Annotated in this window: 12 protein-coding genes; 9 read left to right on the forward strand and 3 right to left on the reverse strand. The window is 60.4% G+C overall.

Annotated features, from left to right (window positions below):
* Positions 1-33 precede the first annotated feature (33 nt).
* The 8 genes from JFU48_RS26250 (at position 34) to JFU48_RS26285 (ending at position 13,368) form a co-directional block, all read left to right on the forward strand.
* Positions 34-2,847, forward strand: a complete 2,814-nt coding sequence (locus JFU48_RS26250; RefSeq protein ID WP_201138148.1) for an ATP-binding protein — start codon at positions 34-36, stop codon at positions 2,845-2,847.
* Positions 2,834-4,021, forward strand: coding sequence for an EAL domain-containing response regulator (locus tag JFU48_RS26255; protein WP_201138149.1), 1,188 nt, complete (start codon positions 2,834-2,836; stop codon positions 4,019-4,021). The genes JFU48_RS26250 and JFU48_RS26255 overlap by 14 nt, the downstream gene beginning before the upstream one ends.
* A gap of 86 nt (positions 4,022-4,107) precedes the next feature.
* A complete protein-coding gene (locus JFU48_RS26260) occupies positions 4,108-7,275 on the forward strand; it encodes a hybrid sensor histidine kinase/response regulator (RefSeq protein ID WP_201138150.1) in 3,168 nt (1,055 codons plus the stop codon).
* 21 nt (positions 7,276-7,296) lie between these two features.
* Positions 7,297-7,944 carry a response regulator gene (locus JFU48_RS26265; protein WP_003223726.1) on the forward strand — a complete coding sequence of 216 codons (648 nt, stop codon included), beginning with the start codon at positions 7,297-7,299 and terminating at the stop codon, positions 7,942-7,944.
* 108 nt (positions 7,945-8,052) lie between these two features.
* Positions 8,053-8,649: a fimbrial protein gene (locus JFU48_RS26270; RefSeq protein ID WP_003223724.1), complete on the forward strand. Its 597-nt coding sequence runs from the start codon at positions 8,053-8,055 to the stop codon at positions 8,647-8,649.
* A gap of 174 nt (positions 8,650-8,823) precedes the next feature.
* Complete coding sequence (locus JFU48_RS26275; RefSeq protein WP_201135813.1) at positions 8,824-10,029, forward strand: ISL3 family transposase; 1,206 nt, start codon at positions 8,824-8,826, stop codon at positions 10,027-10,029.
* A gap of 8 nt (positions 10,030-10,037) precedes the next feature.
* Positions 10,038-10,796 (forward strand): fimbrial biogenesis chaperone, encoded by a 759-nt coding sequence (locus JFU48_RS26280; RefSeq protein WP_201138151.1) that lies wholly within the window; start codon positions 10,038-10,040, stop codon positions 10,794-10,796.
* An 85-nt stretch (positions 10,797-10,881) separates the two neighbouring features.
* Entirely contained in the window at positions 10,882-13,368 is a 2,487-nt protein-coding gene (locus JFU48_RS26285; RefSeq protein WP_201138152.1) for a fimbria/pilus outer membrane usher protein, read from the forward strand.
* Positions 13,369-13,573: 205 nt separating this feature from the next.
* Here the strand turns inward: JFU48_RS26285 and JFU48_RS26290 are convergent, their stop codons facing one another.
* From JFU48_RS26290 to JFU48_RS26300, 3 genes are all read right to left on the reverse strand, one after another.
* Positions 13,574-17,248 carry a translocation/assembly module TamB domain-containing protein gene (locus tag JFU48_RS26290; protein ID WP_201138153.1) on the reverse strand — a complete coding sequence of 1,225 codons (3,675 nt, stop codon included), beginning with the start codon at positions 17,246-17,248 and terminating at the stop codon, positions 13,574-13,576.
* Positions 17,245-18,972, reverse strand: a complete 1,728-nt coding sequence (locus JFU48_RS26295) for an autotransporter assembly complex protein TamA (protein WP_103485355.1) — start codon at positions 18,970-18,972, stop codon at positions 17,245-17,247. The genes JFU48_RS26290 and JFU48_RS26295 overlap by 4 nt, the downstream gene beginning before the upstream one ends.
* 66 nt (positions 18,973-19,038) lie before the next feature.
* Entirely contained in the window at positions 19,039-19,689 is a 651-nt protein-coding gene (locus tag JFU48_RS26300; RefSeq protein WP_103485356.1) for a GNAT family N-acetyltransferase, read from the reverse strand.
* Positions 19,690-19,992: 303 nt separating this feature from the next.
* Here JFU48_RS26300 and xthA point away from each other — a divergent pair, with 303 nt between their 5' ends.
* A complete protein-coding gene (gene xthA, locus JFU48_RS26305) occupies positions 19,993-20,805 on the forward strand; it encodes an exodeoxyribonuclease III (protein WP_201138154.1) in 813 nt (270 codons plus the stop codon).
* The last annotated feature ends 137 nt before the right edge of the window (positions 20,806-20,942 follow it).

The following is a 20,942-nucleotide window of genomic DNA, read 5'->3' on the forward strand; positions in this document are numbered from 1 at the left end:
TTCCCGGCACCTGGCCGTCCCTAGAGTGCCGGGATGAGATTGAAGAACTACCTCCACCAGATCAGCCCGATCCTGTCCTCGCCCCACGCGGCACGGCGCCTATTGCGCATTTTTGCCCTGGTGCTGCTGGTGGGCATTCTCGGCGGCGTCTACAGCTTTCTGTTGTTTACCTTCAATAATGAAGTGTCCCAGCGGCGCAGCTACATGAGCAGCGCGATCGCCGAAGCGCATACCTTTTTCACCACCCGGGAAGCACTCCTGGAAAGCCTCAGCCTGTCGGCCACGCGCATGGCCAACATGGACCTGCCGGTCTCCGATGAAGAGATCCGCCTGCTGCTCGGTCAAGCGCCGGCGCAGCAATGGAGCATCTGGCTGACCCGACGCATGCGCGACTACCTCAAGGCTCGGCAACTCAACCTGGTATATGTCAGCAGCGGCCCCCAGTCTCAAGTATGGCGCCTTTACAACGCGACGCCGGTGACCAGTGCTTTCCCCCGAGCCACACTTGAGCGACTGCAAACCCTCAAACACCACAACAGCGCCAACCTGAAGGAACTCTGGCTGACCCATGCCGCTGACGGGCACTCGCAGCTGTACATCTTCATTCGCCTGGACGAACGCGACATCAACTCCGGCTGGCTCGGTCTGGAAATGGACGACCGCGAAGTTTCCAGCGCCTTGAGCGATCACAGCGCCGGCGAGTTCACCATGTTCAATTCGCAGGGCATGCCGCTGTTCAGCAACAGCCAAAAACCGCCGCCGGGGCAGTATCTGCCACTGCTGCGGCAACAGGACTTTTTCGGTTTTGTCGGTGACGGCTGGCTGCCTGAACAGTTGGTGTTACGCAAGCAACTGAAATCATCGGATTGGCAGCTCACTTACTCCATCGATTTGCTCGAGGTGCTATGGGCACTGTGGCCGCAAATGCTCGGCGCACTGCTGTTTTGCCTGTTGAGCATCAGCCTGGTGTACCTGCTGACCCGACGCCTGGAACACCGCGTGATCAACCCGGCGATTCACCGGATCCAGGCGTTGGTGGAAAGCGAGCTGTTCAGCCGCGACGTGATCCAGACCGCGCCAGTGGCGCTGTGCGTGCTGCGGCGCACCGACGCTCAAGTGGTGCTGGAAAATACCCTCGCCCGCCAATGGCTGGGCCGCCGTGGCGAACAACTGGGGCCGGGCTGGATCCGCGCGGCGTTTGACGACAACGAACCCGGTCTGACCGATTACTTCGAGACCGCCGATGGCCGTCACTTGTACCTGAGCTGCGCGCCGACCCGCTACAAAGGCGAAGACGTGTTGCTCTGTGCCTTCAGCGACATCAGTGCACGCCGGCAAATCGAAGCGGCGCTGGAACACGCTCGCCAGTCGGCCGACGCCGCCAATGAGGCCAAGACCCTGTTTCTCGCGACCATGAGCCACGAAATCCGCACACCGTTGTACGGCGTGCTCGGTACCCTGGAATTGCTCGCCCGTACGCAACTCGATACCCAACAGAAAAGTTACCTGCAAGCCATCGAAGGCTCCTCTGCCACCCTGCTGCAACTGATTTGCGACGTGCTTGATGTGTCGAAAATCGAGGCCGGGCAACTGGCGCTGGAATTGAGCGAGTTCCGCCCGACGACGCTGGTGCACGAAGTGGTGCAAGGCTACGCGGCGGCGGCGCAGAGCAAAGGCCTGCAACTGTACGCCTGCGTCGATCCGCAAACGCCGGAGCGGTTGATCGGCGATGCCAGCCGCGTGCGGCAAATCCTCAACAACCTGCTGAGCAACGCGGTCAAGTTCACCGATTCCGGGCGCGTAGTGCTGCGGGTCAAACTGCTCGGTCGCGAAGGCGAACGGGTGTGCCTGCAATGGCAGGTCTCGGACACCGGCAAAGGCATCGCCCATGACGATCAGGCGTTCATTTTCGAACCGTTCTACCAGACTGAAGGCAACACCAACGTGGTGGCCGGCACGGGCTTGGGTCTGCCCATCTGTCAGCGGCTGACGCACTTGATGAACGGCACCCTGCGCATGGTCAGCGAGCCGGGGCTGGGCAGCAGTTTTGCCTTGAGCGTGCCGCTGGAGCAAACCTCAAACAAGACCTCACCGGCCGTCGTACCGGCATTGGCGCCGGACCTCGTTTACGTGGTTTCGCCTGTGCGCGAACTGGCCGAAAGTCTCTGCGGCTGGTTGCGCCGCTGGGGCGCCCGTCCGCAGATAGGCACACCCGATTGCACGGAACCCGACTGTAGCGTCGTGCTGCTTGAGCTGTATCCCACGCCCTCCGATCTGCGCCCGAGCCAGGCATGGCTCGGCCCGCGAGTATTGGCCAGCGGCGACGGAGCTCACGAGCCGCAGTTCGGCGCTGATGGCTGGAAGGTCAATCTGAATGATCTGGCAGCGATCCAGCGCGCCGTTCGCCAGGCTCAGGGCGGCCAGATCGCCCCCCTCCCTGAGCAACACGAACCGCATAGGCTGCGTCCATTGCGTCTGCACATTCTGGTAGCCGAAGACAACGCCATAAACCAACTGATCCTGCGCGACCAGCTCGAAGAACTGGGCTGCACGGTGGCGCTGGCCAGCGATGGCGAAGAGGCCTTGTCACTCTGGCGCGGCAGTGAGTTCGACATTGTCCTCACCGACGTCAACATGCCGCGCCTCAACGGCTACGAACTGACCGCAGCCCTGCGCCGCGCGGGCTGTGTCACCCCGATCATCGGCGCCACCGCCAACGCCCTGCGCGGAGAAGATGCCCTGTGTCTGGCGGCCGGCATGAATCACTGTCTGGTCAAACCTTTTACGCTGCGAGCCTTGCTCGCGGCCCTGGCTCCTTATGAACGAGTTGCTCATGAAGCCCTGTAGCATTTTGATAGTCGAAGACCACCCTTTCCAGCACCGTTATTTGCAGAATCTGTTCAACGATTTGGGCAACTTTGACGTGGTCGGCGTCCGGGACGGCGAAGCCGCACTGGCCTGCCTGAAACAGCGGGACTTCGACCTGATACTCACCGACTTGCTGATGCCGGGCATGGACGGCGTGCAGCTCATTCAGGGCCTCGCCGCGCAACGTTCGCGCCCCGCACTGGCGATCATGAGCGCGGCCTCGCGACGGATGTTGATGGGCGCCAGTCTGGTGGCGAGCAATCTGCAGGTGAAAGTGATCGGGTTGATTTCCAAACCGGTGACCACCGCCGCCCTGCGCTGCCTGATCAATCAATTGCAGGCGTTGCGCCAGATGGTTCCGGCCGAGACCCGCGAAGGCATTGGCTGCAAGCATATTCTGCACGCGCTGGACAACGGTGAACTGCAAGCCTGGTTCCAGCCCAAGAAAGCCCTGAACAATGGCCGCATCGTCGCCGCCGAAGCCCTGGTGCGCTGGATTCATCCCGAACAGGGCACGCTGCTGCCCGGCGAGTTCCTGCCGGTGCTGGCCGCCTGTGGCCTTGAAGAACATCTGCTGTGGAAAGTGCTGGAACAAGCGATTGCCGCCCAAGTCGGCTGGCGCCAGCAGGGCTATGACATTCCGGTCTCGATCAACTTGCCGACGCACCTGCTCAACAACCACGACCTGCCCGACCGTATCCACGCGTTCGTGCTGGCCCATCAAGGCTTGCCGGCACGGATCTGTTTTGAGCTGATGGAGTGCTCGGTGCCCGACGACATCAGCAACTTCTACGCCGGTGCCTGCCGCTTGCGGATCAAGGGGTTCGATCTGTCACAGGATGATTTCGGCAAGGGTTACAGCTCGTACATGAATCTGGTCTCGGCGCCGTTCACTGAATTGAAGATCGACCGCACGCTGGTACATGGCTGCAACGCCAACGAAGAGCTGGCCCAGGCCCTCACCAGTATTGTCAGCCTGGGACGGCAGTTGGGTCTGACGGTAGTGGCCGAAGGTGTCGAGACCGCGCAAGAACTTGCTCTGTTGCGTAAAATCGACTGCACTCAGGTTCAGGGTTTCCTGATCTCCCATGCCGTGTCTTCGGATCAATTCCAGCAGTTGCTGACCCATGACGGGCCGGCGAACGCGTACTGACCCGCAAGCGGGTGTTGACGACTGTCACTTGCTATCGAGGTCACTGTGTTCAAAGGCTCTCTCATCTCTGCTGCCCGGGCCCACTGATGCCACATCCCAATGCATTCCTGGAGAAGCTCGCCAGCAGTTCATCGCGCCTGAATAAAAGCCTGCTGGTGCTCGGCGCCTTGGTGTTGCTGTTACTGGGTATCAGCTACGTGGGGGTCAAGCGCATGGTCGAAGAGCGACACGATACCGTGCAGTTTCACTTTGCCCGACTGATGGAGAATGTCCGCGAACAGGAACTGTTCCTGCAGGATATCGCCCGGGAAAGTGCCAAGGGCGAGCGGCTCACCAATGCCGTATTGCCGCCCTACTCCCAAAAGCCCTTGCCCGATGAAGGGCCGGGCATCTATGAGGGCCGTGGCCTGCCGTTTTCGCTGCCCTACAGCCTGAAGATCAATCCGGACAGGATCGCGCCCAGCCAATACCCGAAAATCTTCGCACTCGGCACCCACCTGGCCGCTTACTACAGCGCGTTCTGGTCAGCGTCGCACTATCAGTCGCCCCACGTCGTGCTGATCAATGGTCCCGATAATTTTGATGTCGCCGTACCCTCTGCCGGGCGCTTGCGCGGTAAGGGACAGACGCAGATCGGTCATTTGGTCGACGTAATGACCCAGGTGAACCAGCGCCTGCGCGGGCAAAATTCGCCGCTGCCCGATCTTCAGGTGCACTGGGAACCCTATGTCTCTGCCGAGGATGACAAGAGCACGCCAACCCTGCTGGCCTACGTGAGTATCAACCTGGCCAGCACTGCGCTGACCGTCGAAGGTGCCGATACCTGGGTGGTACTGGGTTCGCTGATGAACCTGTCTCAGGTCAATAACATCGAGCGGCTGATGCAGTGGTCGATCTACGACGACTTCACCTTGATCACCCCGCGTGGTGTGGTCTTGACCGGCGCCCTGAAACCCGGCGAGGTGCTGGATGAAGGGGTGAACTTCAAGCGTGACGGACTGGTGTTTAAACTGAGCAGCCCCGGCGAACAACACTGGACGGCAATCTACTTCATCAGTGTGCGCAGCTTCCTTGATTACGCGCTGTGGCCGTTGCTGTGTCTGCTGGCGCTGGTGTTGGCGGTGCTTGGTTGCAGTAGAGCGGTCAATCGCTGGTACCAGACCCGGGTCATCCTGCCCGCGCAAAGTGCGCACGCCAGCATCGCCGAAAGCGAGGCGTTCAGCCGCGCGGTGATCGACACAGCACCAACCGGCCTGTGCGTGATTCGCCGCAGCGATCACCATGTGCTGCTGGAAAATCAGCGCGCGCAGCAGTGGCATGACAACGGCCAGTTGATGAGCTTGCTCTCCTCGCGCACCGCCCCCGGCCACGCTGACCTTGAACTCAACGGACGCTACCTGCACGTTGCCTTCGTGCCCACCCGCTATCAGGGTCAAGACGCCTGGTTGTGTGCGCTGCACGACGTGACCCGGCATGTTGAAGATGCGGCAGCACTGGAAGAGGCGCGTCAGGCCGCCGACTCGGCGAATCGGGCCAAGAGTCGCTTTCTCGCCACCATGAGCCATGAAATCCGCACGCCACTGTATGGCGTACTCGGCACTCTGGAACTGCTGGGTCTGACCGCGCTCGCCCCGCGGCAGCAGAATTACCTGCAGACCATCCAGCGTTCCTCGGCCACCTTGTTCCAACTGATCAGCGATGTGCTGGATGTGTCGAAAATCGAAACCGGACAGATGACCCTCGAACTTCAGGATTTCTGCCCACTGGAACTGACCGAAGACACCGTACGCACCTACAGCGCCTTCGCCCGTTCCAAAGGCCTGCAACTGTATGCCTGCATCGACGCGACGCTGCCGGATCGGTTGCGCGGCGACCCGATACGGATTCGCCAGATCCTCAACAACCTGCTGAGCAACGCCATCAAGTTCACTGATAACGGGCGCGTAGTGCTGCGGGTGCGGCTGCTGGAAAGCGTCGATCGCCGAGCCAACGTGCAATGGCAGATCAGCGATTCCGGGGTGGGGATTTCCCAAGCGCAACAACAGCAGCTGTTCGACCCCTTCTATCAGGTCAACGACGCCACCGAGCAGGCCGGTGCCGGACTGGGTCTGGCCATTTGCAAATGGCTGTGCGAGCTGATGGCAGGCCAGTTGAACGTGGTCAGCGAACCCGGACTCGGCAGCAGTTTCACCCTGCAACTTGCGCTGGAACACGCGCCCGGCGAGCTTGCCGATTGCCCTGCATTCAGCCTCGGTTCCCCCGCAGTCTGCGTGCGGGCACAGGTCACTGAGCAGGCACAACACCTGATCGCCTGGCTCAACCGTTTTGGCCTCGACTGCCTTACGCTGACGGCCGACACCCCTGCGACATCAGCGCTGCTGGTCGAGCTTGCACCTTTGGCCAACATCAGCGCGTGGCCCGGGCCGAGAATCATCGCCACAGCGGACGGCCCCAATCCGGCGCAGTTACGCGGGATCGATCATGAAGTCGACGCCCATGATGTGCGCGCGATCGCCTGGGCGATTTATCGGGCGCAACACGGCGCCAGCAGCGAAAGTCGGCCTGCGGCGGCGGACAAGCCCCGGCCATTGAAGCTGCATGTGCTGGTAGCGGAAGACAACGTGATCAACTCGGCCATCATCAAGGAGCAACTGGAGGTGCTGGGCTGCTCGGTGGTCGTCGCGACGAATGGCGAACAGGCACTGGCGCAATGGGTACCGGGGCGCTTTGATCTGCTGCTGACCGACGTCAACATGCCGGTCATGAACGGCTACCAATTGGCCACGGCGTTGCGCCAACTGGATCAGGCCCTGCCGATTATCGGCGTCACCGCCAACGCCCTGCGCGAAGAAGGCCAGCGCTGCGCCGCTGTCGGCATGAACGCCTGGATGGTCAAGCCGCTGAACCTGGCCACCTTGCGCACGCATCTGGAAAAACACTGCAAAATCGCCTTGCCGGCGGCAGTCGTTGCGCCGATCCAGCTGTCGCCGAAAATGCGCGAACTGTTTGTCACCACCCTGCGTCAGGACATCCACACCACCCTGACAGCACTGGACAGCGCCGACGCCCATCGCGTGGCGCAGCAACTGCACAGCATGGCCGGCGCTTTGGGTGCAGTGCAGATCGAAGCCATGGCCACAACCTTTGTCGAGCTGGAGTGCCGTTTGCACGGCATGGCCGTGACCAGCGCCCTGGACCTGGAAGTCCGCCGGAATCTGGCTCAATTGAACGATCTATTGGATACCCTTGAATAATCTCACTCTGGATAATCACCCATGGAAACCCTCAACGTTGTCATTGCCGATGACCATCCCATCGTTCTGGTGGGGGTACGTGAGCTGGTTGAGCGTGACCAACGCTTTCGCGTGGTGGGCGAAGCCGTTTGCTCCAGCGAACTGATCAACCTGCTGGAAACCCGCCAGGTGGATCTGGTCATCACCGATTTCAACATGCCCGGCGACTCGACCTACGGCGATGGTCTGAAACTGGTGGAGTACCTGACGCGGCACTTTCCCTGCGTCCGCGTGCTGGTGCTGACGATGATTTCCAACCCGCTGATCCTGACGCGCCTGCAAGAACTCGGGGTGCTGGCGATCATTCAGAAAAACCAGTTGCACATCGAAATCGAAACGGCGCTCAAGGCCATCGCCCGGGGTAATCCGGTGCGCAGCAACGGGCCGCCGCCGACTTCGGTGCTCGTCGACAATGCTGACCTCGACGAGCGCTTTACCCGCTTGTCACCCAAGGAACATGAAATATTGCGTTTGTTCGTTTCGGGAATGGGCGTCAGCGAGATTGCCCGAAGTTTGAACAGAAGTGCCAAGACCATCAGCACTCAAAAGATATCGGCCATGCGCAAACTTGAAGTCAGCAGTGATCAGGACTTGCTGACTTATTGCATAGAGCGCGACTTGTTCAACTAACTGGTAATCACACCCCAGTTAAAGACGACTTCTAGGAATCGTCTGATGTCCCGGCAAAAGTGCGCGTTATATCGTGTTGTTGTTTTAATCCCAACCATTGGAAACAACATGAAAAAGCTGACTCGCGCACTTCTCGCCCTTTCGATCATCGCCGCTGCCGGCAACGCTCTGGCAGAAGATCCACCTGCCCCAACCCCGACCAAGGCTGGCAGCGGCACCATCAACTTCACCGGCACCATCAACAACGATGCCTGCTCGGTTGAAGGCGCCGGCAAGAACAAAACCATTTCTGTCGACATGGGCGAAGTATCGATCAAGGACATGGGCACCGCCACTGCACCTAAAGGCAACGGCACTTTGAGCGTCGAGAACTTCGACATGAAGATCAACTGCAACGCCGGGACCAAGGTTGCGATGATCTTCGAACCGACCAAGGGCGCAGGTTCGGGCATCGTTGCCGGGACCAAAGTGCTGAAGCTGATCGACGGTCTGGGCGCTGCGAAGAACATCGGTATCGCCTTGCTCGACTCCAACGGCGCGTTGATCGACCTGAGTTCGCCGTCCACCGCGAAGATCGAAAACACCCTGCAAGACAGCAACGCCACGCTGAAATTCTCGGCCGCCTATGTCACCACTGGCGACGTGGCAACCGCCGTTGCCGGTCGTGGTGACGCCACCCTGCCGTTCACGCTGCAATACGAATAACCCGCGCGAGCAATCAAGCCTGGTGCGGGGCCGTCCGGCCCTGCACCCTCATTCAACTGCGCGGTACCCCTTATGTTTGGTTCTTCACGGAATCCCGGGAAACACAGAAACAAGAACGCCGATTTGATTGATGATGTTCGTGCGAGCAAACACATCTAACAAACCGGCGTTCTTATGCGCGATATTAATACTTTCCTTCCTTTTTGGGAGGGCTTTTCTGTTGTCACGATCAAGCCTGATGGCGACGCGCTTCAGATCGACCTGATTCCCCACGCCACCCGATTCCCTTCCTGTAGCGGCTGCCAAAAAACCTGTTCAACCACGCATGAGTATTGCGAGCGAACCGTCCGCGATTTACCGATTCTCGGCCGTGCGGTGCGCCTCAGCGTGTTGCTCAGGCGTGTTGTCTGTCGTGACTGTGGTAAACGTATGGAGGCCGTCAGTTGGCTGGACCGCTATGCCCGCATGACGCGGCGTTTGGCCGAGGCGGTCATTCAGGCCTGCGAACGCCTCCCCACACTGCATGTGGCTCAACTGTTCGGGTTGCATTGGGACACCGTTCGGTTGCTGGAGCGTCGAGCCTTGCAAGCGGCGTTGAGCGTTTTGCCAAAGGCGCAACCGCGACGTCTGGTGATGGACGAATTCGCCCTGTTCAAAGGTCATCGTTACGCCAGCGTGGTGCTGGATGCGGATACACGCCGCGTGCTGTGGATCGGTGAAGGCCGCAGCCGAGCAGCGGTCAGGCCTTTCTTCGAAGAATTGGGGCCAGAGGGTTGCGCTCGCATCGAAGCGGTGGCGATGGACATGAACACCGCTTTTGACCTGGAGGTTCGTCAGCACTGTCCCAACGCGCGAGTGGTCTACGACCTCTTCCATGTGGTGGCCAAATATGGCCGAGAGGTGATTGATCGGGTTCGCGTCGACGAGGCTAACCGGTTGCGTCACGACAAGCCGGCCCGCAAGGTTATCAAGCAGGCGCGATGGCTGTTGCTGCGCAATCCGCAGAACTTGAAAACGCCGGAACAACAGGTCCGCCTGGAGGATCTGCTGGCGGCCAACCAAGCGTTGATGACGGTCTATTTGATGAAGGCTGAACTCAAAACACTCTGGACTCCGAGTACTGCCTGGGGTTGGCGAGCGGCCTGGAAGCAATGGCTGCGCCATGCGCATGAAAGCGAAATTCCAGCTCTGATCCAGTTCGCCACACGGCTAAAGGGTTACTGGCGGGGCATCGTGAGCCGGGTTCGCTGGCCGATGCACACCGGTCAGTTGGAAGGAATAAACAATCGAATAAAGGTCATCAAGCGGATGGCGTACGGTTACCGGGATAGCGAATTCTTTTTCATGAAGATCAAGAGCGTCTTTCCCGGTAATCCGTGAAGAACCTTATGTTTTATCGTCACTCATTGTCCTTTTGCGCGGGCCTTTTGGGCCTTTTGGGCCTGCTCGTGGCCAATCAGGCCATGGCCGGCATTTCCTTGAGCAGCACCCGTCTGGTCTTCGACGGCCAGCACAAGGAAGCCGGAATCACCGTGCGTAACAGCGGTGCAGATGTATTGATTCAGTCATGGATCGACACCGATTCCAGCGAAACCGCCGCCGTACCGTTTGCCGTCACCCCGCCACTGGTACGCGTCAGCGGCGACGAACAGCAGATCTTGCGGGTGATCTACGAAGGCGCGGGCATGCCGACCGACCGCGAGTCGGTGGTCTGGCTCAACGTGCAGGAAATCCCCCAGTCGGCGAAATCCGCCAACACTTTGCAGTTGGCCGTGCGCCAGCGCATCAAGGTGTTCTTCCGCCCGCCGGCATTGAAAAACAACGCCTATCTGGCACCGAGCGAACTGACCTGGCGCCTGACCCAACGCGCCGGCAAGAACTTGTTGGTGGTGAACAATCCAGGCCAGTATCACGTGTCGATTGCCGATATCACTCTGCAATCCGGCGCAATCAACGAACATCCCTTTGATTCGATGATGATCGCGCCCGGCGAACAAAAAGAGTTCAGTCTCAAACAACTTCACAACGCCAATACAGTGCGCCTGTTATTCAACAGCATTAATGACTACGGCGCACAAGATCGTTATAGCGCGCAACTTTCCAGCAGTGCCGACACTCGAGCCAGCTTGAATAAAGAAGCGCCATAACTTTCGTGCCGCTGTTACAGCAGCACTTTCACTGTATTTCTCTTCGCTCCGTTAGTTCGTATCGGAGGTGATATAGGGTTCCTGCATGTTTTTACTCAAGCGCGACGGATTGGCACCATTTTCGATTGCCCTGGTGTTCAGTTGCACCTGCCTGGCCGATGATGAAGAACAATTCAATACATCGTTTCTGCAAGGCGCCCCCTCCTCTGTCGACCTGCGATCACTGCTCGCCAGCAGTCGCGTGCTGCCCGGCAATTACCGGGTCGACCTCTACGGCAACGAGACGCTGGTCGGCCGGCGCGATATCGACTTCCGGCGCCACCCCGGTACGGGCAAGGTCGAGGCCTGTCTGACCCTGGAGATGGTGCAGCAACTGGGGGTCGACATCGGCAAACTGCAAGCCAGCGGCAAACTGGCCGGTGATGACCCAGACGCCTGCATCAACTTGCCCGCCCTGATCGATCACGCCAGCGTGCGTTACGACGTGCCGCGCCTGCGCCTGCTGGTCAGTGTCCCGCAAAGCGCCATGGAGCGTGGCCGACGGGGTTACGTCGACCCGGCGCTGTGGGACGAAGGCGTACCCGCCGCGTTCATCAATTATCAGTTGAGCAGCAGCCGCAACAGCACTCAGGCTGACAACACCCTGTCCAACAACGTCGGCCTGCGCAACGGCATCAACCTTGGTTCCTGGCGCTTGCGCAACGAGTCGAACTTCAGCAGCAGCACTGGTCGCCCCAGCACGTTCAAAAGCAACCGCAGTTACCTGCAACATGACGTGACCACCCTGAAAGGCCAGTTCAGCGCCGGGGATATTTTCTCCGATGCCGACCTGTTTGACAGCGTGCGCTACCGCGGCCTGAAACTGGCGTCCGACGACGGCATGCGTGCCGACAGCGAGCGCGGTTATGCGCCGGTCATTCGCGGCATTGCGCAGTCCAGCGCCACCGTGGAGATTCGCCAGAACAACTACATTCTCTACTCGGCCAACGTGCCACCGGGTCCGTTCGAGATCAGTGATATCTATCCCAGCGGCTCCAACGGCGACCTGGAAGTGACGATTATCGAAGCCGATGGTCGGCGCCGGGTGACCGTGCAAGCGTTTTCCAGCCTGCCGATCATGGTGCGTCAGGGCCAGTTGAAGTACAGCGTCTCGGCCGGCCAGTACAACAGCAACAGCGAGGATCAAAAGACCCCGCAGTTTTTCAGCAGCACACTGGCGTGTGGCATCAGCAGCAACTTGTCCGGGATCATCGGCATGCAAGCCACGGACGACTTCAAGGCGTTGTCCGTCGGAGCGGGTCGCAATACCGCCATCGGTGCGATCTCACTGGACTTGACCCACTCCATGAGTAACACCTTCGGCGAAACGGTCACCGGCAACAGCTTGCGCGCTTTGTATGCGAAGACGTTCACCGGCACCGACACCAACTTCACATTGGCGGCCTACCGCTACTCGACCGAGGGCTATCGCACCCTTACCGAGCACGTCGAGGAGTTGAGCCGCGATGGTCAGCAACGTACCGGCAACTCGAAAACCCGTACCGACCTGACCGTCAACCAGAGCCTGGGGCGCAACCAGGAATATGGCAGCGTCTACGTGAACGCCAGCGACCAGCGTTATTGGGGACGCGGCGGTTCGCAAAGCCTGTCTGCCGGTTACAGCAACTATTGGGGGGATGTGAGTTACAACCTCGGCGCGACGTATACCAAGGATGTCGGCAATTACGGGACGGCGAACAATGACACGCTGGTCAACCTGTCGGTGTCGTTCCCACTGGGTTCCAAACCTCGTGCACCGCGGGCGTTTGTCTCGGCCAGCACGCAGAAATCCAGCGACACCACGCAAATGGGTATCAACGGCTATCTGTCAGAAGACAGCGACACCTATTACTCGGTACAAGCCGGCAACAGCAGCACCGGCGGCAGCTCCGGCTCGGTCAACCTGAGCACCCGCACCTCGGTGATGGATATCAGTGCCGGCTACAGTCAGGGCCGCGGTTACAACTCGCAGAACCTGAACCTGGCAGGTTCGATCGTCGGCCATGCCGGCGGGATCAACCTGGGGCAAACCGTTGGCGAGACGTTCGCGCTGGCGCAGGTCGAAGGTGTGCAAGGGGTAAAAATCGGCAGTTTCTCCGGGGCCAAGACCGGCAGCAACGGTTTCGCCGTGGTGCCCAACGCCCAGCCCTATCGCGTGAACTGGATCAACCTAGACACTCGCGATCTGGGCGGCGACGTCGAGATCGACAATGCGACCCGACAAGTGGTGCCACGCCGCGGTGCCGTGGTACTGGCGCGTTACGCCAGCAAGACCGGACGCCGCGTGCAGTTCGCCTTGTTCGACGCGCAGCACAAACCGATCCCGTTTGGCGCATCGCTGGAGGACAGCGCTGGCAAGCAACTGGCGATCTCCGACCCTGGCGGCAAGGCACTGGCGCTCATGGAGGCCGACACCGGCACCCTGACCATCAATTGGCAGGGGCAGCAGTGCGAAGCGCCTTATGCGTTGCCGGAACGCAACAAGGCGCTGAACTATGAGCGGGTGGCGCTGGTGTGCCGCCCGCCCCAGTAATCCCAACAGTTCAAATCAGGAGCGAGCCTGCTCGCGAAGCGTTCGTCAGCCTCAGCATCATCGATGAATGAGAAGACGCCTTCGCGAGCAGGCTCGCTCCCACAGGGGATATCGAGCGAAGACAAATCCATGCCTGGCACAGATCGAATGTGGGAGCGAGCCTGCTCGCGCAGGCCGCGCCTCGATTCGAATAAACAGGTGCAATCTAGAAATCGCGCTTATAGAAGATATCCAGCGAACTGGCGACACCGCTGGCGGCTTCGAGATAAACCTTCTTGCTCAGCTTGTAACGCAGCGCAATGGTGTTGGCCGGTTCGAACACACCGACGCCATAACGCAGGCTGAGTTTCTCGGAGATATTGCCGCTGGCGACCACGCTGGTGGTGTTGCCGCTGCCTTGGGTGTCGAGTTGGAAGTCCTGAATCCCCAGGTCTTTGGCCAGACTGCTGGTAACCCCGGAACTGCCCATCAAGCCGAGGCCAAGTGCTGCCTGGGCAAGCATGTTGTTGTCCTCGCCGTTGCTGCTCAACGGACGACCGAGCACCAGATACGACAGCGCCTGCTCCTGGCTCATGGCCGGCTCGGAGAAGATTTGCGTGGTCGGCTGCTCGGCGCTGCCGCTCAGACGAATACCGGCGATCACGTCGTCGGTCTGGCGGATCGCTTCGATGTCCAGATACGGCTGGTCGATGGGACCAGCGAACAACAGCCGTGCACGCCGAACCGTCAGGCGCTGGCCGTAGGCGCGGTATTTGCCGTCGTTGAGCCACAGCTCGCCACGGGTGTCCATGTTGTCGCCGATGTGCACATGACCTTGCAGGTTGGCGGTCAGGCCGAATCCGGCGAAGCTGAGTTTGTCGTCACCGACCACCACATCAATGTCCATCTTCATGGCCATCGGCGGTTTACCCTCCTCGGTCTGCGCACCAACGATGATCGTGTCATCGGAGACTTTAACCGTGGAGGGCGGCAGTTCGCGGACGGTGATTTCGCCTCTGGGTACCAGCACTTTGCCGGCAATCTTCAGCTCGTCGCCGGCCATGGAGATTTTCAGATCCGGCGCCACTTCCAGCTTGGCATACGGCTCGACGGTGACCGGCAATTGCGTGCCCTTGAGCGCCACATCGACCATCAGCGCCTGACCCCAGGCGACATTACCGTTCAGACTGCCCTGCCCGGTCTTGCCACTTTTCCAGCCGCCGTCCAGACGCACGGACTCGCCGGCAATCACTGCTTGCAGTTGCAGGTCTTTGAGTTCCATCGGCAGCTCGGCGCCGGAGACTTCGCCGTCGCTGAGTTTCACCGTGCCGTTGACCAGCGGCGCCAGCAGCCCGCCGGAAATCGTGCCGCTGCCGTTCAGGCGCCCGGTGAGTTTCTCGACCATCGGTACAAACGGCCGCGCCACCGACAGGTCCAGGCCGGAGAGCCGGAACGAGCCGTTCAACGGCTTGTTTTTCGGCAGCGGATTGAGCTGCGCCTGCACCATCAATTCACCGAGCTTGCCGCCGACGAAATTGAGATCGGTGTCGATGCGCTTCGGTGTGAGTTTGCTGGTGAGCTTCAGGGTCTGGTACGGGAAGTCCAGCCACTGATCCTTTTCCTTCATGCGCAAGGTGCCGCCGCTGGCGTCGACGCTGACCACGCCGTTCGGGCCGCTGGCCGGCAAGTCCAGTTGCAGATCGGCGTTGAGCTTGCCCTGCCAGGCAAAGTCTTTCGGCAACCATTGTGCGAGGCTTTCGATCGGGAACTGCTTGAGGTGGTAACGCAGTTTCGGCTCGGGCAGCAGCCGCTGGTCTTCACCGCACAGGCTGGCATTGCCAGACATCCAGCAATGCGCGCCGAAGTTGACCTTGCCGTCAGCCAGACGCTCCAGTTTGGCCGGGTTCTGCAGTTTCCAGTCCTGGCCGCCGGCCTGAATATCGCCGCTGGCCAAACGACCGCGCCAGTTGCCGTTGTCCAGATTGCCGTCCAGACCGAGGGCCAGTTTGAGCTTCGGCCCAAGCAGGTCGAGGTTGAGTGTCTGGCGCTTGATATCGCCCTGAGCGCTGGCGGTCAACACGCCGAGGTTGGTATCGCCGGCCTGAATGCCGCTGCCCTTCAAGTCGATCTTCGCCCGTTGCGCACTGTCGAGCGTGGCGTCGAGGTTGAGGCTTTGCAGACGATTGTCCTGGAACGCCAGTTGCGAACCTTGCAGGTCGAGCTTGCCTTGCGGCGCCTGGAGCGTGCCGGCGACATTGACCTGACCGTTGATCTGTCCGCGCAGCTGCGGCCAGAGCTGGGCCAGACGCGTCAGCTTGATGTCGATCTGGCCAGTAAGTTTCTGTTGCAGGCTGCCCTTGCCGCTGATGCTGTTGTCGCCGAGGCGGATTTGCAGGGCGTTGAGATTCCACTGTTCGCCGACGCCGTCAGCCTTGGCTTGCAGCACCGCCGGTTGTCCGCGCAGTTTGCCCTTGAGGTCGAGGTCGGCGGTAAGGCTCAGGCGCTCGTTCCTCATTTCGCCTTTGCTGCGCAGCGGCCCGGCCAGGGTGCCCGGCAACTCCGCGACCCAGTACGCCGGGTTCAGCGCCGAAAAATCCAGCGCCGTGTCCCAGGCGATGCCGTCGGCGAATTGCACGTTCACATGCCCTTCAGCCTTGCCCTGACCGGCCTGCATTTTCAGTTGCGGCAACGCGATCTGTTTCAGGCTGCCACTGAACGGACTGCTCAGGCTGAACGCCCCCGCCGGGCCATCGAGGTCGGCGGCGAAGTTACCGAGGTATTGGCCATCGGTGTAGGAGACTTCGCCAGTGAAGGTGCGCAAGCCGACTTGCGGCTCGTCAATCTCGGGATACAACCGGTGCCACGGAAAATCCTGCCAGTTGATGTTGGCCTGAGCGCTGAGGCCCTTGCTCCAGTCAACGCTGCCGGTGAGTTTGAGGCTTTGCTTGTCGTTGGCACTGAGGTCGAGGCCGGCGATCTGCGCGCCGCTGGCATCGACCTTGCCTTTGAGCAGCAACGCTACGGGACCTTTTTCGGCGGGCAGCGTGGCGTTGCCGAGCAATTGGTAACCGTTTTTCAGGTCACCTTCCCCGGTCAAAACCAGTTGATTGAATTGCAGAGTGTCCGGCAGATCGGCGCTCGGTTTGAATGCCTCGGAGGTGATGCGCACCTTGGCCGGGAGGTTTTCTGCCAGCGGCTGCAGCTCGCCGCTCAACTGGCCGTCGAGGTAGCCACGGCTGTCGGCATGCAGGTTGAGGGTTTTCAGCAGATCGCCGTCGACTTTCAACGCCAGTGTCCATGGGCCTGCGCCCGGAGACGGCAGGGTCAGGTCACCGGTGATGTTCAGCGGCCAGTTGCCGGTCGGTTGCAGCAGGCCGGAGAGGTTCAGGCTCAGATCGTCGCGCTGCAGTTTCACGCTATCGATCTGCATACCTTGGGCGGTCCAGTGCGCCGCCAGTTGCAGGCCCTTGAGCTGCTCGCTGCCGTTGAACAGCAGGCTGCCGACCTGCACGTCACCCAGCTCGATGGCCACCGGCAATTGCAGATCCGGCAGTTTGATCGGGCCGCTCTCGCTGGTTTCTTCACTCGGCGGAAATTGCAGGATCACCTGATCAGCCTTGAGCTGTTCGATGCACAGCGTCATGCGGGTCAGGCACAGCGGCGACCAGGCGAAGATCGGCTGGTTCAGCTCGACCCGGCTGCTGCCCTGCTGCCACAGCAGGTGTTCGGCGCTCCATTGTCCGCCGAGACGGCCCTGGAAATTTTCCACGCTCAGACCCGGCACCAGGCCCAGCGCCCAACGGCTGCCGGCCTGCGTTCCGAGTACCGCGCTGATGCTCAGTACGATCAATAACACCAGCGCCAACAGCGCCAGAGCGGTAATTTTCAAACCACGCTTCACAGCTCAGGCCCCATGGAAAAGTGCAGCCGGATGCCGCCGTCGTCGTCCAGCGCGTGGGCCAGGTCGAGGCGGATCGGCCCCACCGGCGAGACCCAGCGCACACCGATACCGACCCCGGTCTTGAGGTTCGGCAGTTCGAGTTTGTTGAAGGAGTTGCCTTGGTCGACGAAGGTCGCGACCCGCCATTTTTCGGCGATCGAATATTGATATTCGACGCTGCCGGCGACCATGTAGCGTCCACCGATGCGGTCGCCTTCAGAGTTTTTCGGGGACAGGCTTTGATAGTCGTAACCGCGCACGCTTTGGTCGCCACCGGCGAAGAAGCGCAGCGACGGTGGCACCGAGTTATAACCGTTGGTGGCGCTGCCGCCGACCTGCACCCGGCCGAGGAAGCGGTGGTTGTCGAACACGGTGGTCAGGCCTTTGATCAACGCCGTGCCATACAGCAGATTGTTGTCAGAGCCGAGACCTTCCTTCGCCACTTTGCTTTCAAAGGTCAGGCGATAGCCGTTGTGCGGGTCGATGCGGTTGTCGCTTTTCAGGTACGAATAACTGATACCGGGCATCAACAAGGTACTGAGACCGGAGTCGTCACCGAGCTGATATTCCTCACGCTGCCATTTCAGCGAGATGACCCGCTGCCAGCCGCTGGGCAACTTGCTGTGCCATTCGGGACCGAAGGTCAGCAGCTTGCTCAGGGTGTCCGAGCCGTCGATGTCTTCATATTGATAACCACCGGCCCAGCGCAGTTTGTCGGTCAGCGGTGGATCGAGCGGGATGTCATAGAACAGCCCGACGTTCTGCCGTGGCGCCGACAACTCGGCTTCCCAGCCATAGCTGTCGCCCTGCGGGTTGACCCAGTGGCGGGTCCAGTTGGCCTTGATCCGCGGGCCGACGTCAGTGGAGTAACCGAGGCCCAGGCCCATGGTGCGTGGCTTGCGCGTGTCGAGTTTGACGTCGACCGGGATCACGTCGTTTTTCGCCGCCGTCGGCGCAGCATCGACGCGCACACCTTCGAAATAGCCGCTCGATTGCAGGTCGCGATTGAGTTCGGCGATCAGCTCGGAGTCATACGGGTCGCCGGCCTTGAACGGCACCATGCGTTGCAGCAGGTCTTCGTCGAAGGGTGTGTCGCCTTCAAAATGGACTTTGCCCAGCGCGTAACGCGGGCCGCTTTCGTAGATCAATTCGACGTCGGCCACCCCGGCTCGCGGGTCGACCAGGAGTTTCTGACTGGTGAAATGGCCACTGAAGAAACCGAAGCGCGAGGCCTGGTTCTGGATCAGGCGTTTGGCGTCTTCATAACGCCCGTGGTTGAGCACCGCGCCGGACTTGAGCGTGTCGCTGCTTGGCACACGAAAGGATTTGAGGGAGGCGGCAGGCCCGTCGACGCGCACGGTGACGTTGCGCAGGCGAATCGGCTCACCGGGATCGATGTTCAGCACCAGACGCGGTTTTTCACCGCCCTTGACGTCACTGTCGATCTGCGGCTGGTAATAACCCAAGGCCTGCGCGGCTTTGCGCGCCTGCTCCTCGGCCCCGCGACTGAAGCGCAGCAAGGCTTGTTCGTCACGGTCGCCGAGGCTGCCGATATAGCCTTCTATATTGGCCTTGAGTTCGTCGTTGGACGGTTTGATCCGCACGTCCAATTCACTTTGCGCCAGCGCCGCGCAGCTGGTTAACAGCATGAGCACGCCACTGGTAAATCTTCCTGGAAACTTCATAGGCGCGGATGCTATCACGGGCTTGGGAGCGTGATAGAACAGGAAATTTCCGAAAAAGTTCTACCGCTAAGCCATTGCAGTTTGTAACACCTGCGGATTGGCGTGGAAAAACACGTGCTCGCGCACCGGGCCGACGGCCACTTCGCCAATCTCCTCATAACCCTGACGTTTGTAGAATTCCAGATAGCGCGGGTTGCCGGTGTCGAGCACCACGCCTTGCGAGGTTTCATCCACCGCGCACCAGTTGTGCACCGCCGTCAGCAACTGCTCGCCGAAGTGTTTACCCTGAAACTGCGGATGAATCCCCAGCAGCGGCAGCATGTGCACCGAATCGCTGGGTACGCAGGCGGCCACCGCATCGTGATATTCCAGATAGCGCCGGGTGCAGCGAAATCCGGTGCTGAGCACCATGCGCAAGCGCCACGCCCAACTCTCGGTAATCCCAAGACGACGCTGCGGCGGCGCGATCAGGGCGATGCCGATCAAACGGTCGTTGACCAGCAGGCCGATGGCCGGCAGATCCTGTAGAAAATGCTGTTTGACCAACTCACGCACCGTGGCCCGCACGCGTTGCTCGTAGCCCGGCCGTTCGGCTTCGAACAGATAGCCGAAAGTCGGCTCGTGGCGATAGGCCTGATACAGCAGCGATCGGGCTTCGCGCGAGTAACCGCGGTCGAGCATGTGGATGTCGGCGATGGCGGTCTGGGTTTCAGGCATGACGGTGATTCTCCCCCGGGGCGCGGCTCAAATGACTGCGCTCTTGTTGGTACGAACCTTTTGCGGGTGGCGCAGTTCCCCACAGGTATAGACCAAGCCGTGAGCTTCATCGACTGGGCGGGCCTCTTCGCGAGCAAGCTCGCTCCCACATTTGGAATGCATACCCCTGTGGGAGCGAGCTTGCTCGCGAAGAGGCCCGCCCGGGCAACCCACATCCCACAGACAAAAATGATTTCTCCCACCCCACACTGGCCCCCATCCCACATGTCAGCTAGCATCGCCCTTTTGCCAGGACTGCCGACCATGAAGATTGTTTCCTTCAACATCAACGGACTGCGCGCCCGTCCGCATCAGTTGGCAGCGCTGATCGAAAAGCATCAGCCGGACGTGATCGGCCTGCAGGAAACCAAGGTCCACGACGACCAGTTCCCGCTGGAAGAAGTGCGGGCGCTGGGCTATCACGTTTATTTCCACGGCCAGAAAGGCCATTACGGCGTCGCCCTGCTTTCGCGCAGAGAGCCGATTGCCATTCACAAAGGTTTCGCCACCGATGAAGAAGACGCGCAGCGCCGCTTTATCTGGGGCACCTTCGCCGACGCCAATGGCGTGCCGGTGACCATCATGAACGGCTACTTCCCGCAAGGCGAAAGCCGCGACCACCCGACCAAATTCCCGGCCAAGCAACGCTTTTACAGCGACCTGCAAACCCTGCTGGAAAGCCAGTTTCACAACGAGCAGCCGCTGGTGGTGATGGGTGATGTGAACATTTCCCCGGAAGACTGCGACATCGGCATCGGCCCGGACAACATGAAGCGCTGGCTGAAAACCGGGAAATGCAGCTTCCTCCCGGAAGAGCGCGAGTGGATGGCCCGCCTGAAAAACTGGGGCCTGACCGACAGCTTCCGCCACCTGAACCCGGACGTGACTGACATGTTCAGCTGGTTCGATTACCGCAGCCGTGGGTTTGAAGATGAGCCCAAGCGTGGCCTGCGAATCGACGTGATCCTCGCGTCCCATGGCTTGCTGCCACGGGTCAAGGATGCGGGCGTGGACTATGAACTGCGCGGGATGGAAAAACCGTCGGATCATGCGCCGATCTGGCTGGAATTGGCCTGATCTCAAGCTTTAAGGGATCCTTGTAGGAGTGAGCCTGCTCGCGATGACGGTGGATCAGTCGATATGTTTGTTGGCTGATACTCCGCCATCGCGAGCAGGCTCACTCCTACATTGGATCCCTGTCATGTTTCGGTCAT

It is taken from the genome of Pseudomonas sp. TH49 (assembly GCF_016650625.1).
Lineage (GTDB): Bacteria > Pseudomonadota > Gammaproteobacteria > Pseudomonadales > Pseudomonadaceae > Aquipseudomonas > Aquipseudomonas fluorescens_H.